Genomic DNA, 15,513 nt, shown 5'->3' on the forward strand with positions numbered 1-15,513 from the left:
TTATGGTTGCGGTAAGAAGTGCACATCTGAATACGGCGGGTGAGTTCGCTCTCGATGAGTGGATCGCCGGCTTGGGGCTACCCAACCCGCAGTCATGTGAGCGATTGGCCGCAACCTGGCGTTATTGTGAGCAGCAGACCCAAAACCATCCCGACGCCTCGCTGCTGTTGTGGCGCGGCCTGGAGATGGTGGAAATCCTCTCGACGCTGAGCATGGACAACGACAGCATGCGCGCCGCGCTGCTGTTCCCGCTGGTGGATGCCGGCATCGTGCAGGAAGAGATCCTGACGGAAACGTTCGGCAAGGGCATCGTCGCCCTGGTGCATGGCGTGCGGGACATGGACGCCATTCGCCAACTGAAAGCCACCCAAAACGATTCGATGGCCTCCGAACAGGTCGACAACGTGCGCCGCATGCTGCTGGCGATGGTTGAGGATTTCCGCTGCGTCGTCATCAAGCTGGCGGAGCGCATCGCCCACCTGCGCGAGGTGAAAGACGCGCCGGAAGACGAACGCGTGCTGGCGGCGAAAGAGTGTTCCAACATCTATGCGCCGTTGGCTAACCGGCTCGGCATCGGCCAACTGAAGTGGGAGCTGGAGGATTTCTGCTTCCGCTACCTGCACCCGGAAGAATACAAGCGCATCGCCAAGCTGCTGCATGAGCGCCGCATCGATCGCGAACAGTTCATCGACGACTTCGTCGCCGGGCTGCGCGCCGAGATGGCCAAAGAAGGCATTCGGGTGGAGATTTACGGCCGGCCGAAACACATCTACAGCATCTGGCGCAAGATGCAGAAAAAGCACCTGGCGTTTGACGAACTGTTCGACGTGCGCGCGGTGCGCATCGTGGCGGAGCGTCTACAGGATTGCTACGCGGCGTTGGGCATCGTGCATACCCACTTCCGCCACCTGCCGGACGAGTTCGACGACTACGTCGCCAACCCGAAACCCAACGGCTACCAGTCGATCCACACCGTGGTGCTGGGGCCGCGCGGCAAAACCGTCGAGATTCAGATCCGCACCCGGCAAATGCATGAAGACGCCGAGCTGGGCGTGGCCGCACACTGGAAGTACAAAGAGGGCGCGGGGGTTACCGTGCGCTCCGGCTATGAAGAGCGCATCGCCTGGCTGCGTAAGCTGATCGCCTGGCAGGAAGAGATGGCGGACTCCGGCGAGATGCTCGACGAAGTGCGCAGCCAGGTGTTCGACGATCGGGTCTATGTCTTTACCCCGAAAGGCGACGTGGTGGATCTGCCGGCCGGCTCCACGCCGCTCGATTTCGCCTACCACATTCACAGCGACGTTGGTCACCGCTGCATCGGCGCCAAGATCGGCGGCCGCATCGTGCCGTTTACCTATCAGCTGAAGATGGGCGATCAGATTGAGATCATCACCCAGAAACAGCCGAACCCGAGCCGCGACTGGCTGAACCCGAACCTGGGCTACGTGACCACCAGCCGCGGGCGCTCGAAGATCCACAACTGGTTCCGCAAGCAGGATCGCGACAAGAACATTCTCGCCGGCCGCCAGATGTTGGACAACGAGCTGGAACACCTCGGCATCAGCCTGAAAGAGGCCGAGAAGCTGCTGATCCCGCGCTACAACATGAACTCGCTGGACGAGGTGCTGGCGGCGATCGGCGGCGGGGACATTCGCCTGAACCAGATGGTGAATTACCTGCAGGGCAAGTTCAACAAGCCGAGCGCCGAAGAGCAGGATCGCGAGGCGCTGCGCCAGCTGGTGCAGCAGAAAGCGCCGCCGCCGGCCCGCAACAAGGATAACGGCCGCGTGGTGGTGGAGGGCGTGGGCAACCTGATGCACCACATCGCCCGCTGCTGCCAGCCGATCCCGGGCGACGACATCGTCGGCTTTATCACCCAGGGGCGCGGCATCTCGATCCACCGTGCGGACTGCGATCAGCTGGCCGATTTGCAATCGCATGCGCCGGAGCGCATCGTCGATGCGGTGTGGGGAGAAAGCTACTCCAGCGGTTATTCGCTGGTGGTGCGCGTGATGGCCAACGATCGCAGCGGGCTGCTGCGCGATATCACCACCATTCTGGCCAACGAAAAGGTCAACGTGCTGGGCGTCGCCAGCCGCAGCGATACCAAGAAGCAGTTGGCCACCATCGATATGGACATCGAAATTTATAACCAGCAGGTGCTGGGCCGGGTGCTGGCGAAGCTGAACCAGCTGCCGGACGTGATAGACGCCAAGCGTCTGCACGGCAACTAACTCCTGCGCCTTTCGGGCCGCATCCGAGGTCGATGCGGCCCGAACTCCATCAGTTCCGGCGGACATGTCCGTGCGCCCCCATTTTCTCAGAGATTTTTTATGACCCAATCCACTTCGTTGCAGCGCCTGCTGAACATCATGAAAACGCTGCGCGACCCGCAGAACGGTTGCTCATGGGACCGTAAGCAAACCTTCGCCACCATCGCGCCCTACACGCTGGAAGAGACTTACGAAGTGCTGGACGCCATCGAACGGCAGGACTACGCCGATCTGCGCGACGAACTGGGCGACTTGCTGTTTCAGGTAGTGTTCTACGCTCAGATGGGGCAGGAACAGGGGCTGTTCGATTTTGATGAGGTGTGTACTGCCATCAGCGACAAGCTGGAGCGCCGTCATCCGCACATCTTCGGCGACGCCGAGGGCGGAGACAGCGAAGCCGTGGCGGCGCGCTGGGAGCAGCTCAAGGCCGGCGAGCGCGCCGAAAAAGCGCTGCACTCAGTGCTGGACGACATTCCGCAGGCGTTGCCGGCGTTGATGAAGGCGCACAAGATCCAAAAACGCTGCGCCTCGGTCGGCTTCGACTGGAACACGCTGGGCCCGGTGCTGGACAAAGTGTATGAAGAGATCGACGAAGTGATGCACGAAGCCCGCCAGGCGGTGGTCGATGAGAGCAAGCTGGAAGAGGAGATCGGCGATCTGCTGTTCGCCACGGTGAACCTCTCGCGCCATTTGGGCCACAAGGCCGAGAACGCATTGCAGGCGGCCAACCGCAAGTTCGAACGCCGCTTCCGCGAGGTGGAGGCGATCGTCAAGCAACGCGGGCTGCGGCTTGAAGACGCCACGCTGGAGCAGATGGAAGACGCCTGGCAGCAGGTGAAGAAATCTGAAATCTGATGCGCTTCCGGCGTTCATGGCGCCGGGGTGAACATGAAGGACGTTCCGCGCAGACAAAGGAAGGTGGCGTCATGATCAAGAGGCTAATGCTTTTAGCATGTTTTTTCCCCGGTTTCAGCATGGCGTCTCCTCCTGCTGATGTTGGGCGGTTGCGGTATGATGAACGCAGGCTGCCATTAGTCGATGTGCAGATCGATAACCGGTTACACACGCTCATGCTGGATACCGGCAGCTCAGAAGGGATACACCTTTATCAACACGATCTGGAGCGTCTGGTCGAGCAACCGAGTCTGAAGGCGGTGCGGCTGGCGCCTCGGCGGTTGAGAGATCTCTCTGGCGGTGAAAATCAGGTGTCTGCCTGGCGGATTAGTCGGCTGTTCATTGGCAATATCCCGTTTAACGACGTCGAAGCGGTGAGTTTTAAGCCCTGGGGACTCAGCCTGGGAAACGAGCTGCCGGTAAGTGAAGTGATGGGGCTTGGGTTGTTCCGCGATCGAAAGGTGCTGATGGATTTCGAAAACGACCGCTTGCAAATGTTGACTCATCTGCCTTCAGACATTGCAATATGGGCTTCATATCCATTCGAACAGACCGATGAGGGGCTGAGCGTGACGGCCTTCGTTGGCAATAAACCGTTGCGCCTGATTGTTGATACCGGCGCCAGCCATTCTCTTTTGTTTGCCGCAGGCTTGCCGGCTGGCCTCTTGTTTTCCGGCTGTCGTTCCATTGAGCCTGAGGCCGAGAACCTGGATTGCCGAGTGACCAGATTCACCTTGACCGATCGCCGGGGCCGGCATCACAACGATTTGGCCATCGTTACCGAAGGCCCAACGTCTGAGGCGCTGGGTTTTGATGGTCTGCTGGGGATGGGCTTTATGCGGGGGCATCGTGTGATTATTGATATGCCTGAACGCAGGCTCTACATCAGTCGTTAACCCGATGCGCCTCGATCCCAGGCTAATCGGGTTTAGGGAAGCTGAACCGCCGCTACAATGTTGATCGACGACAAGGTTCACTCAAGCTGAAACGGTTAAGCTTACGGTCAGGTCACAGGCGCAGGGCTGCCGTCGGCAGCAAAAGGCCAACAAACTGAAATCTAAGGTGTTTTATCGCTCGAGAGGGGCGGTAAAAAGAAATTTTCTCCGCTAACTCTTTGTATTTCCTGGAGGGTTTTGGGCGCGCCGGCGGAGTAAACCCTGATGAACACGGGAGGGCGGCCGAGATGATGGACAGCAAAACGATCGTTTGTAGGTCAGGAGAGGTTCGGGTATACTACTTTCCCGTCCTGGTTCTTCCATCGTCTTTAAACCTAAACTCTCAGGTTCAGCATGACAACTAATTATATTTTTGTGACCGGCGGGGTCGTATCCTCTCTGGGTAAAGGCATTGCCGCAGCCTCTCTGGCGGCTATTCTTGAAGCCCGTGGCCTCAACGTTACCATCATGAAACTGGACCCGTACATCAACGTGGATCCGGGCACCATGAGCCCGATTCAGCATGGGGAAGTTTTCGTCACCGAAGACGGCGCAGAAACCGATCTGGATTTGGGTCACTACGAGCGCTTCATTCGCACCAAAATGTCGCGTCGCAACAACTTCACCACCGGCCGCATCTACTCCGACGTGCTGCGTAAAGAACGCCGCGGCGACTATCTGGGCGCGACCGTGCAGGTCATTCCGCACATCACCAACGCGATCAAAGAACGCATCATCGAAGGCGGCGAAGGCCATGATGTGGTGCTGGTGGAAATCGGCGGCACCGTCGGCGATATCGAATCGCTGCCGTTCCTCGAAGCCATCCGTCAGATGGCGGTGGAAGTGGGCCGCGAGCACACCCTGTACATGCACCTGACGCTGGTGCCGTACATGGCGGCGGCGGGCGAAGTGAAAACCAAGCCGACCCAGCATTCCGTAAAAGAGCTGCTTTCCATCGGTATTCAGCCTGATGTGCTGATTTGCCGTTCCGACCGCGCGGTTCCTGCTAACGAACGCGCGAAAATCGCGCTTTTCTGCAACGTGCCGGAAAAAGCGGTTATCTCTCTGAAAGACGTTGATTCTATTTATAAAATCCCAGGCCTATTGAAATCTCAGGGGCTGGACGATTATATTTGTAAACGATTCAGCCTGAACGCGCCGGAAGCCAACCTGGCCGAATGGGAACAGGTGATCTACGAAGAAGCCAATCCGGGCGGCGAAGTGACCATCGGTATGGTCGGCAAATACGTTGAGTTGCCGGACGCCTACAAGTCGGTGATCGAAGCGCTGAAGCACGGCGGGCTGAAAAACCGTCTGACCGTGAACATCAAGCTGATCGACTCGCAGGACGTGGAAACCCGCGGCGTGGAAGTGCTGAAAGGGCTGGACGCGATCCTGATCCCGGGCGGCTTCGGCTACCGCGGCGTGGAAGGCAAAGTGATGACCGCACGCTATGCGCGCGAGAACAACATTCCTTACCTGGGCATTTGCCTGGGCATGCAGGTGGCGTTGATGGAGTTCGCTCGCAACGTGGCGGGGATGGAGAACGCCAACTCCACCGAGTTTATGCCAGACTGTAAGTACCCGGTGGTGGCGTTGATCACCGAATGGCGCGATGAAGACGGCAACGTCGAAGTGCGCAGCGAAGAAAGCGATTTGGGCGGCACGATGCGCGTAGGTGGCCAACAGTGCAACCTGAGCGACAACAGCCTGGTGCGTCAGCTGTACGGCGAACCGACCATTGTCGAGCGTCATCGTCACCGTTACGAAGTTAACAACATGCTGTTGAAGCAGATCGAAGCCGCAGGGCTGCGTGTCGCCGGTCGTTCCGCCGACAACAAGCTGGTCGAGATCATTGAACTGCCGAATCACCCGTGGTTTGTGGCCTGTCAATTCCACCCGGAATTTACATCGACGCCGCGTGATGGGCATCCGCTGTTCGCCGGCTTCGTGAAAGCCGCAGGCGAGCATCAGAAGCGCCAGGTGAAATAAAATATTTGGTAGGCGGCGCGCGGTGAGAACCGCGCGCTGTTTGTCTGGAGTTTTAGTTTAACTTGTACTGAGGAAAACCTAATGTCCAAAATCGTTAAAGTCATCGGTCGTGAAATCATCGACTCCCGCGGTAACCCGACTGTTGAAGCCGAAGTTCATCTGGAAGGCGGTTTCGTCGGCCTGGCTGCTGCGCCGTCAGGTGCTTCTACCGGTTCCCGCGAAGCGCTGGAACTGCGTGACGGTGACAAGTCTCGTTTCCTGGGTAAAGGCGTACTGAAAGCCGTTGCTGCAGTAAACGGTCCGATTGCTCAGGCAGTACTGGGTAAAGATGCCAAAGACCAGGCGAACATCGACAAGATCATGATCGAGCTGGACGGCACCGAAAACAAATCCAACTTCGGCGCCAACGCCATTCTGGCGGTTTCCCTGGCAGCAGCGAAAGCGGCCGCAGCCTCTAAAGGCATGCCGCTGTACGAGCACATCGCTGAACTGAACGGCACCCCAGGCAAATTCTCCATGCCACTGCCGATGATGAACATCATCAACGGCGGCGAGCACGCTGACAACAACGTCGACATTCAGGAATTCATGATTCAGCCGGTTGGCGCGAAGACCCTGAAAGAAGCGGTGCGTATCGGTTCCGAAGTGTTCCACCACCTGGCGAAAGTTCTGAAAGCCAAAGGCATGAACACCGCCGTGGGCGACGAAGGCGGCTACGCGCCAAACCTGGGTTCCAACGCCGAAGCGCTGGCGGTTATCGCTGAAGCGGTAAAAGCGGCGGGCTACGAGCTGGGCAAAGACGTCACTCTGGCGATGGACTGCGCGGCTTCCGAATTCTACAAAGACGGTAAATACGTGCTGGCCGGCGAAGGCAACAAAGCCTTCACTTCCGAAGAGTTCACTCACTTCCTGGAAGAGCTGACCAAACAGTACCCAATCGTGTCTATCGAAGACGGCCTGGATGAATCCGACTGGGCGGGCTTCGCTTACCAGACCAAAGTGCTGGGCGACAAAATCCAGCTGGTGGGCGACGATCTGTTCGTGACCAACACCAAGATCCTGAAAGAAGGCATCGAGAAAGGCATCGCTAACTCCATCCTGATCAAGTTCAACCAGATCGGTTCTCTGACCGAAACGCTGGCGGCTATCAAGATGGCGAAAGACGCCGGCTACACTGCGGTGATCTCTCACCGTTCCGGTGAAACCGAAGACGCAACCATCGCCGACCTGGCGGTAGGTACTGCAGCTGGCCAGATCAAAACCGGTTCCATGAGCCGTTCTGACCGCGTTGCCAAGTACAACCAACTGATCCGCATCGAAGAAGCGCTGGGTGACCGTGCGCCGTTCAACGGCCTGAAAGAAGTTAAAGGCCAGTAAGTTCGACCGATTCGGTTGCTAAATAAAAACCCGCCGCGGCGGGTTTTTTTATGGCTGACGTCCCGATGTTAACCCTGTTTTATTTATTAACAATCTCTGCGTTTACCCTAATAAATTTATTGTGCAGTTTTCTTGCCGGTTTTTATATTCCGTTTTTATTTGCTTTATAATTATTCGTTACTAGACTGCCAATAAGGCGGCGTTATTTTTTTCTTGCCGTTAAATATCGCCATCATCGTAATGCGTTCTTTCATACTGCCGGGTTTCGGCTGGGGGAGGGCCAGATGCGACAGCGAGTCGTCATTGTCGGCGGTGGAACCGGCGGCACCATGCTAGCCAATCTGCTGGCCGTGAAATTGCACTGGGAAATTCTCAATAATAAAGTTGAGTTATTAATGATTTCGGATTCGCCGCTGCATTATTACAAGCCGGCGTTTATGTATGTTGCATTCAATAATTTTTTCAAGCAGGAGCTCACGCGTTCACAGCGGAGTTTATTGCGGCCGGAAATACAGTTTGTCGTCGATAAAGCGGAATCTTTTGATTTAAAACAGCGGTATATCATTACGCAAAGCGGCAAGCATTATCCGTATGACTTCCTGGTTTTCGCCACCGGCTGCGTGCCCTGGCCGGAGCGCATCGAAGGGTTGGCGCAGGCGGGCGATCATTTCTACCAGTATCAGGCCGCGCGGCGGTTGGCGCATAAGCTGGCGACGATCGAGAAAGGCCGCATTTTCATCACCGTGTCCTTCCCTGAAACGCCTAATGTGCCCCATCAGTGCGGCATCGCGCCGATCGAAACCACCCTGATGCTGGACGACTACCTGCGGCGGCGCGGCGTGCGCAAGGCGGTGGAGATCGTTTATACCTATCCAACCATTTCTCAACTGCTGCGCAACTGTCTGTTTTTACAGCGCCCGACCGGCGAAGCGCTGCCCGCTATTTTTGCCGCGCGCGACATTCGCCACCAGCGTGGGTTTACCCTCAGCCGGGTGGACGCTAAGCGCAACATCGCCTATTCCGCCGAGGGGGAAGAACAGCCGTTCGACATTCTGATGGCGACGCCGCCCATCCGTGCAGTGGAGGCGGTGCGCAATACCGGGTTGAGCGAGAGCCAAAACGGCGAAGGCTGGCTGCCGACCGATCATCAAACGCTGCAGGTCTACGGCCAGCAGGGGGTGTATGTCATAGGCGATACCGTGGATTTGCCGGTCAGCAAGGCCGGCGGCTCTTGCCATAATCAGGCGCCGGTCATTGCCGACAACATCGTGGCGGAAATGCGGCTGGGCCAAACCGTGAGCCATTATGACGGCAAGGTGCAGGCGGTCGCGCAAATGGGGCTGAATGCCGGCATGCCGCTGGTGTACGACTACCGTCACGACGTGCTGCCGACGCCCGCCACCAAGGCGGGCGGCATGCTGCGCAACGGGTTCAACCGCGGCCTTTACTGGGCCACGGTAAGGGGGCTGATATGACGGAAAGCACGGTGCACGCGGCTGACCTGCAATCATTGGCGGCGTTGCTCGAGAAACTGCAGCCGCTGCTGGCGGGCGGCCGTTTGGATAACGTGGTCGATCTGTTGTCGCTGCTGTCGGACGCGGTGGACATCGCCGACAACGCGCTGGTGGAGAAACTGGCCGGCGTCTTTGAAGGTTTGGTGACCATCGGTTGGGAAGGCGGAACGGCGCTGCAGATGGCGCACAGCGAGCTGCAATTGAATCCTCCGCCGGCCAGTTTTCGCGCGCTGTACGCCTTGCTGAAGCAGCCGGATACCCTGCTGGGGTTGACGCTGCTGCTGCGTACTTTACAAATCATCGGCCAGCGCACGCGAGACAGCGCATTGCCGCCGGCCCTTTCGGATGAATCAAAAAATTAAGCTTCACCCACTCAGGTAAGGAGTTGTGTTATGTCCGCTACAGCAGTTGGCCACGACTTTGCCACCCGGGCTATTCATTACGGCTACGATCCGCAGCGGTATCAGGGGGCACTGTCTCCGCCGGTGTTTATGAGCTCTACGTTTGCTTTTCCCACTGCGGAATACGGCGGCGCCTGCTTTGCCGGCACCGAGCCGGGGTACTTTTACTCGCGCATCGCCAATCCGACGTTAAACCTGCTCGAGCAACGCATCGCCAACCTGGAGGAGGGGGAGGCGGCGGTGGCGTTCGCTTCCGGCATGGGGGCGATCACCGCCTGTTGCTGGACGCTGCTCAGACCGGGCGATGAGCTGATTGTCGACGAAACCGTGTATGGTTGCACCTTCAGCTACTTTCATCATGGCCTGGCGCACTTTGGCGTCAAGATAACCCACGTTGATCTGACCCGGCCGGAGCGGCTGGCGGCGGCCATTGGACCGCGTACCCGCCTGGTGTATTGCGAAACGCCGGCCAATCCCAATATGCGTTTGATCGATATCGCCGCCGTGGCGGAGATTGCCCATCGGCATCAGGCGCTGTTGCTGGTGGACAACACCTATTGCACGCCCTATCTGCAGCGGCCTTTGGCGCTAGGCGCCGATATCGTGGTGCACTCGGCGACCAAGTACCTCGGCGGACACGGCGATCTCCTGGCCGGAATAGCGGTGACGCGTCAGGCGTTGGCCGAAGCGATCCGTCTGGAGGGGCTAAAGGACATGACCGGGGCGGTACTGTCGGCGCAGGATGCCGCGCTGGTGCTGCGCGGGATGAAAACCCTGCCGCTGCGCATGGATCGTCATTGCGATAACGCGCAGCGCCTGGCGGAGATGTTGGCGGAGTATCCGGCGGTCGAGCGGGTATATTACCCCGGCCTGGCGAACTTCCCGCAGCATGCGTTGGCGCAGCGGCAAATGGCGCGCCCCGGCGGCATGCTGGCGTTTGAGCTGCGGGGCGGCCTGCGTGCGGGCATTCGTTTCCTCAACGCGCTGCAGCTCATCTTGCGCGCGGTCAGCCTGGGCGATTGCAAAAGCCTGGCGCAGCACCCGGCCAGCATGACGCACTCGGCCTACACGCTGGAAGAGCGGAAACGGCACCACATCAGCGAGGGGCTGGTGCGGTTGTCCGCCGGGCTGGAGGCGTTTGACGATCTGCAGGCAGATATCCTGCAGGCGTTGGCGCAGGCGCAATAAAAAACCCGCCGCAGCGGGTTTTAGCAGAAGCGAGCGTTACATCTGTTGCGTCGCCGCGGTCACCGGCGAGCCGCCGCCTTTCTTGCGCACCCACAGCCAGTAAGCCACGGTGAGTAAAGCGATCCACACCAGCCCGACGTACAGCGCGATGCGGCTCTCTTCGAAATAGCCGAGCAGGCCGATGACGAACGCCATAAAGGCGGTCGCCAATGCCGGCGCCACCGGCCACCACGGCACCGGGAAGCTCAACTGACGCGTTTCTTCCGGCGACAGCGTGCGGCGCATGACGATCTGCGACAGCAGGATCATCAGCCACACCCAGACGGTGGCGAAGGTGGCGATCGAAGCGATGATCATGAAGACCTTCTCCGGGATCAGGTAGTTGAGCACCACCGCCAACAGCAGGGCGACTGACATCACCAGCACCGTCATCCACGGCACGCCGCTGGCGGTCAGTTTGGTGAAGCTGCGCGGCGCCTGGCCGTCCTGCGCCATGCCGTACATCATGCGGCCGGCGCCGAAGATATCGCTGTTGATGGCCGAAATGGCGGCGGTGATCACTACCACGTTCAGCACGTTGGCGGCGGAGCTGATGCCGAGGTTGCTGAAGATCTCAACGAACGGGCTGCCGTTCTGGCCGATGCTGTTCCACGGATAGATAGCCATCAGCACCGTCAGCGTCAGCACGTAAAACAGCAGGATGCGCACCGGCACGGCGTTGATCGCCTTCGGCAGCACTTTGGCGGGGTCTTTCGCCTCGCTGGCGGTAATGCCGATGATCTCGATGCCGCCGAAGGCGAACATCACCACCGCCAATGACGCGACCACGCCGCCGATGCCGTTAGGCATAAAGCCGCCGTGTTGCCACAGGTTGCTGATGCCGGTGGCGTGCTGGGTTTGCCCGAAACCGAACAGCATCACCGCTGCACCGCCGACGATCATCGCCACGATGGCGACGACCTTGACCAGCGACAGCCAGAATTCCAGCTCGCCGAAGACCTTGACGCTGCACAGGTTGAGCGCGCCGATAAACAGGATGATGCTGAGCACCCAAACCCACTGAGCGACGTCCGGGAACCACAGCCCCATATAGATGCCGAAGGCGGTGACGTCCGCCAGGGCGACGATCACCATTTCGAAGGTGTAGGTCCAGCCGGTGAGGAACCCGGCCAGCGGGCCGAGATAGTGGCTGGCGTAGTGGCCGAACGAGCCGGAAACCGGCTGATGCACCGCCATTTCACCCAGCGCGCGCATCACCATGAATACCGCCGCGCCGCCCACCAGATAGGCCAGCAGCACCGCCGGGCCGGCCAGTTGGATGGCGCCGGCGGAGCCGTAGAACAGGCCGGTGCCGATCGCCGAGCCGAGAGCCATGAAACGGATATGCCGCGCGTTTAGTCCGCGTCTGAGTTGTGTCGTTTCGTTACGCATGTTGTTTCCCGTTAAGTGTTTGCCGAACAGGCACGCGCTGCCCGCACCGGGTGGAACGCACCCGGCGGGGCAGAACAAACTGCGTGATTCAGTGTGTGATGATTATGCCTGGCTAGGCAGCAGCGCCGCAGGCAGCAGCGATGTCAGGTGACCGGCCGCCAAGAGTTGGCTGGCGGCTTCAATGTCGGGGGCGAAGAAACGATCCTTGTCGTAGAAACTGACATGCTCGCGCAGCAGACGGCGCGCCTGCTCCAGACCTTCCGAGGTCTTCAGGCCGTTGCGGAAATCCAGGCCCTGGCAGGCGGCCAGCCATTCGACCGCCAGAATGCCGCGCACGTTGTCCGCCATGCTCCACAGGCGGCGACCGGCGGCCGGCGCCATGGAGACGTGGTCTTCCTGGTTGGCGGAGGTTGGGATGCTGTCGACGCTCGACGGATGCGCCAGCGCTTTGTTTTCGCTGGCCAGCGCCGCGGCGGTGACCTGAGCGATCATGAAGCCGGAGTTCACGCCGCCGTTCTCCACCAGGAACGGTGGCAGCTGCGACATGTGCTTGTCCATCATCAGCGAGATGCGGCGTTCGGACAGCGAACCGATTTCGGCAAACGCCAGCGCCAGGTTATCGGCGGCCATCGCTACCGGTTCGGCATGGAAGTTGCCGCCGGACAGCACGTCACCCTGCTCGGCGAACACCAGCGGGTTATCGGAGACGGCGTTGGCCTCGATCTCCAGCACCTCGGCGGCCTGGCGGATCTGCGTCAGGCAGGCGCCCATCACCTGCGGCTGACAGCGCAGGGAGTAAGGATCCTGCACTTTTTCGCAGTTGCGGTGCGAGTCGGAGACTTCGCTGCGCGCGCCGAGCAGGTGGCGGTAGGCGAGGGCGGCGTCGATCTGGCCGCGCTGGCCGCGCACCTCATGGATACGCGCATCGAACGGGCTGCGGGAGCCCAGCGCAGCTTCCACCGTCAGGCTGCCCGCCACGGTCGCGGCGGCGAACAGGTCTTCCGCGTCGAACAGGCCGCGCAGCGCGAAGGCGGCGGAGACCTGGGTGCCGTTCAGCAGCGCCAGGCCCTCTTTCGCCGCCAGCGTCAGCGGTTTCAGACCGGCCTTGGCCAGCGCTTCGGTCGCCGGCAGCCATTGGCCCTGATGACGCGCCTGGCCTTCGCCCAGCAGCACCAGGCTCATGTGCGCCAGCGGCGCCAGGTCGCCGGAGGCGCCGACCGAGCCCTTCAGCGGGATATGCGGATAAACTTCGGCGTTGACCAGCGCGATCAGCGCCTGGATGACTTCCAGACGAATGCCGGAGAAGCCGCGCGACAGGCTGTTGATTTTCAGCACCATGATCAGGCGCACCAGATTGTCGTCGGTGGGCTCGCCCACGCCGGCGGCGTGTGACAGCACGATCGAACGCTGCAGGTTTTCCAAATCGTCGCGGGCGATGCGGGTCGAAGCCAGCAGGCCAAACCCGGTGTTGATGCCGTAAGTGGTGCGGTTTTCTTCAACGATGCGTTCCACGCAGGCCACGCTCTGCTGGATAGGGCCGTAGGCGTTGTCGTCCAGCGTCAGCGTCACCGGGTGTTGATACACGTCGCGTAGCTGGGCCAGCGTCAGTTTGCCTGGGCGAATAGTCAGCGCTTTCATGCTTTTTCTCCTTGGGTCGCGGCAACCATCGGCAGGTTCAGGCCTTGCTCACGGGCGCAGTCGATAGCGATATCGTAACCGGCGTCGGCGTGACGCATGACCCCGGTAGCCGGGTCATTGTGCAGGACGCGGGCGATGCGCTCGGCGGCTTCGTCGGTGCCGTCGCAGACGATCACCATGCCGGAGTGTTGGGAGAAGCCCATGCCGACGCCGCCGCCGTGGTGCAGGGAAACCCAGGTGGCGCCGCTGGCGGTATTCAGCAGCGCGTTCAGCAGCGGCCAGTCGGAAACGGCATCGGAGCCGTCTTTCATCGCTTCGGTTTCACGGTTCGGGCTGGAAACGGAGCCGGAATCCAGGTGGTCACGGCCGATGACGATCGGAGCGGACAGTTCGCCGCTGCGCACCATCTCGTTGAACGCCAGGCCCAGCTTGGCGCGCTGGCCGAGGCCAACCCAGCAGATGCGCGCCGGCAGGCCCTGGAAGCTGATGCGCTCGCGCGCCATGTCCAGCCAGCGGTGCAGGTGCTCGTCATCCGGGATCAGCTCTTTCACCATGGCGTCGGTTTTGTAGATGTCCTGCGGATCGCCGGACAGCGCCGCCCAGCGGAACGGCCCGATGCCGCGGCAGAACAGCGGACGGATGTAGGCCGGCACGAAGCCCGGGAAGTCGAAGGCGTTGTCGACGCCGGTTTCTTTCGCCATCTGGCGAATGTTGTTGCCGTAGTCGAAGGTCGGCACGCCCATCTGCTGGAACGCCAGCATGGCTTTGACGTGATCGGCCATCGATTGCTTGGCGGCGGCGACCACTTTGGCCGGCTCGGTTTGAGCGCGCTGGCGATACTCTTCCCAGCTCCAGCCCTTCGGCAGGTAGCCGTTCAGCGGATCGTGGGCGCTGGTCTGGTCGGTGACCATGTCCGGGCGCACGCCGCGGCGCACCAGCTCAGGCAGGATTTCCGCCGCGTTGCCGCACAGAGCGATGGAGATGGCTTTGCCTTCTGAGGTGTATTTCTTGATGCGGGCCAGCGCGTCGTCCAGATCTTTGGCCTGCTCATCGACGTAGCGGGTTTTCAGACGGAAATCGATGCGGCTCTGCTGACATTCGATGTTCAGCGAGCAGGCGCCCGCCAGCGTCGCGGCCAGCGGCTGCGCGCCGCCCATGCCGCCCAGACCGGCGGTCAGCACCCAGCGCCCCTGCAGGCTGCCGTCGTAGTGCTGGCGGCCCGCTTCGACGAAGGTTTCATAGGTGCCCTGAACGATGCCCTGGCTGCCGATGTAGATCCAGCTGCCGGCGGTCATCTGGCCGTACATCGCCAGGCCTTTGGCGTCCAGCTCGTTGAAGTGTTCCCAGGTTGCCCAGTGCGGCACCAGGTTGGAGTTGGCGATCAGCACGCGCGGCGCGTTGCTGTGGGTTTTGAAGACGCCGACCGGTTTGCCGGACTGCACCAGCAGGGTTTCGTCTTCTTCCAGCGTTTTCAGGGTTTCGACGATCTTGTCGTAGCAATCCCAGTCGCGCGCGGCGCGGCCGATGCCGCCGTACACCACCAGCTCGTGTGGGTTCTCCGCAACTTCAGGATCGAGGTTGTTCATCAGCATGCGTAACGGCGCTTCGGTCAGCCAGCTTTTTGCGTTTAATTGTGTGCCGCGTGGCGCGCGTACATCGACATTGCGAACTTTGTTATTTGTAGTCACAGCATTTTCCTCAAACAGTATCGGTGCAGATTCCATGCCGCGGTGGGGATGAGTACCACGGCATAACAATGCGTAGGGCTTATTAACATATACTTGTATGTACAAGCATATGCAACACTGACCAGTTGCCGCTGAAAAGTGGCATAAGAAAAAGTTATTTTCTTTTTATATCAGGTTGATAT

The 15,513-nt window shown here is 60.1% G+C and carries 11 protein-coding genes; 8 read left to right on the forward strand and 3 right to left on the reverse strand.

Annotated elements, in window-relative coordinates; all coding sequences use genetic code 11:
* Positions 1 to 2: 2 nt before the first annotated feature.
* The 8 genes from relA (at position 3) to EDY99_RS00580 (ending at position 10,574) form a co-directional block, all read left to right on the forward strand.
* Entirely contained in the window at positions 3 to 2,234 is a 2,232-nt protein-coding gene (gene relA / locus EDY99_RS00545) for a GTP diphosphokinase (protein WP_033641872.1), read from the forward strand.
* A gap of 99 nt (positions 2,235 to 2,333) precedes the next feature.
* Positions 2,334 to 3,128 (forward strand): nucleoside triphosphate pyrophosphohydrolase, encoded by a 795-nt coding sequence (gene mazG / locus EDY99_RS00550; RefSeq protein WP_033651657.1) that lies wholly within the window; start codon positions 2,334 to 2,336, stop codon positions 3,126 to 3,128.
* 71 nt (positions 3,129 to 3,199) lie between these two features.
* Positions 3,200 to 4,063, forward strand: a complete 864-nt coding sequence (locus tag EDY99_RS00555; protein WP_033651656.1) for a hypothetical protein — start codon at positions 3,200 to 3,202, stop codon at positions 4,061 to 4,063.
* A 393-nt stretch (positions 4,064 to 4,456) separates the two neighbouring features.
* On the forward strand, positions 4,457 to 6,094 hold the full coding sequence (gene pyrG / locus EDY99_RS00560) for a glutamine hydrolyzing CTP synthase (RefSeq protein WP_004932674.1): 1,638 nt from the start codon (positions 4,457 to 4,459) through the stop codon (positions 6,092 to 6,094).
* Between the two features lie 81 nt (positions 6,095 to 6,175).
* Complete coding sequence (gene eno / locus EDY99_RS00565; protein ID WP_004932670.1) at positions 6,176 to 7,471, forward strand: phosphopyruvate hydratase; 1,296 nt, start codon at positions 6,176 to 6,178, stop codon at positions 7,469 to 7,471.
* Positions 7,472 to 7,755: 284 nt separating this feature from the next.
* Positions 7,756 to 8,946 (forward strand): FAD/NAD(P)-binding oxidoreductase, encoded by a 1,191-nt coding sequence (locus tag EDY99_RS00570; RefSeq protein ID WP_123061388.1) that lies wholly within the window; start codon positions 7,756 to 7,758, stop codon positions 8,944 to 8,946.
* Positions 8,943 to 9,347, forward strand: a complete 405-nt coding sequence (locus EDY99_RS00575) for a hypothetical protein (RefSeq protein ID WP_080280870.1) — start codon at positions 8,943 to 8,945, stop codon at positions 9,345 to 9,347. Before EDY99_RS00570 ends, EDY99_RS00575 begins: the two co-directional genes overlap by 4 nt.
* A gap of 30 nt (positions 9,348 to 9,377) precedes the next feature.
* Positions 9,378 to 10,574: a methionine gamma-lyase gene (locus EDY99_RS00580; protein ID WP_123061389.1), complete on the forward strand. Its 1,197-nt coding sequence runs from the start codon at positions 9,378 to 9,380 to the stop codon at positions 10,572 to 10,574.
* A 36-nt stretch (positions 10,575 to 10,610) separates the two neighbouring features.
* Here EDY99_RS00580 and EDY99_RS00585 read toward each other — a convergent pair whose 3' ends face one another.
* From EDY99_RS00585 to hutU, 3 genes are all read right to left on the reverse strand, one after another.
* Entirely contained in the window at positions 10,611 to 12,005 is a 1,395-nt protein-coding gene (locus tag EDY99_RS00585; RefSeq protein WP_123061390.1) for an amino acid permease, read from the reverse strand.
* Positions 12,006 to 12,107: 102 nt separating this feature from the next.
* Positions 12,108 to 13,643 (reverse strand): histidine ammonia-lyase, encoded by a 1,536-nt coding sequence (gene hutH, locus EDY99_RS00590; RefSeq protein ID WP_025301604.1) that lies wholly within the window; start codon positions 13,641 to 13,643, stop codon positions 12,108 to 12,110.
* Positions 13,640 to 15,331, reverse strand: a complete 1,692-nt coding sequence (hutU, locus tag EDY99_RS00595) for a urocanate hydratase (RefSeq protein ID WP_123061391.1) — start codon at positions 15,329 to 15,331, stop codon at positions 13,640 to 13,642. The genes hutH and hutU overlap by 4 nt, the downstream gene beginning before the upstream one ends.
* Positions 15,332 to 15,513 lie beyond the last annotated feature (182 nt).

Origin of the sequence: Serratia sp. LS-1 (genome assembly GCF_003719595.1) — a bacterium.
GTDB lineage: Bacteria > Pseudomonadota > Gammaproteobacteria > Enterobacterales > Enterobacteriaceae > Serratia > Serratia ureilytica.

Excerpts from the sequence above, each read along its gene's own strand:
- relA (WP_033641872.1), top strand. The coding sequence starts at position 3 with ATGGTTGCGGTAAGAAGTGCACATCTGAATACGGCGGGTGAGTTCGCT.
- mazG (WP_033651657.1), top strand. The coding sequence starts at position 2,334 with ATGACCCAATCCACTTCGTTGCAGCGCCTGCTGAACATCATGAAAACG.
- EDY99_RS00555 (WP_033651656.1), top strand. The coding sequence starts at position 3,200 with ATGATCAAGAGGCTAATGCTTTTAGCATGTTTTTTCCCCGGTTTCAGC.
- pyrG (WP_004932674.1), top strand. The coding sequence starts at position 4,457 with ATGACAACTAATTATATTTTTGTGACCGGCGGGGTCGTATCCTCTCTG.
- eno (WP_004932670.1), top strand. The coding sequence starts at position 6,176 with ATGTCCAAAATCGTTAAAGTCATCGGTCGTGAAATCATCGACTCCCGC.
- EDY99_RS00570 (WP_123061388.1), top strand. The coding sequence starts at position 7,756 with ATGCGACAGCGAGTCGTCATTGTCGGCGGTGGAACCGGCGGCACCATG.
- EDY99_RS00575 (WP_080280870.1), top strand. The coding sequence starts at position 8,943 with ATGACGGAAAGCACGGTGCACGCGGCTGACCTGCAATCATTGGCGGCG.
- EDY99_RS00580 (WP_123061389.1), top strand. The coding sequence starts at position 9,378 with ATGTCCGCTACAGCAGTTGGCCACGACTTTGCCACCCGGGCTATTCAT.
- EDY99_RS00585 (WP_123061390.1), bottom strand. The coding sequence starts at position 12,005 with ATGCGTAACGAAACGACACAACTCAGACGCGGACTAAACGCGCGGCAT.
- hutH (WP_025301604.1), bottom strand. The coding sequence starts at position 13,643 with ATGAAAGCGCTGACTATTCGCCCAGGCAAACTGACGCTGGCCCAGCTA.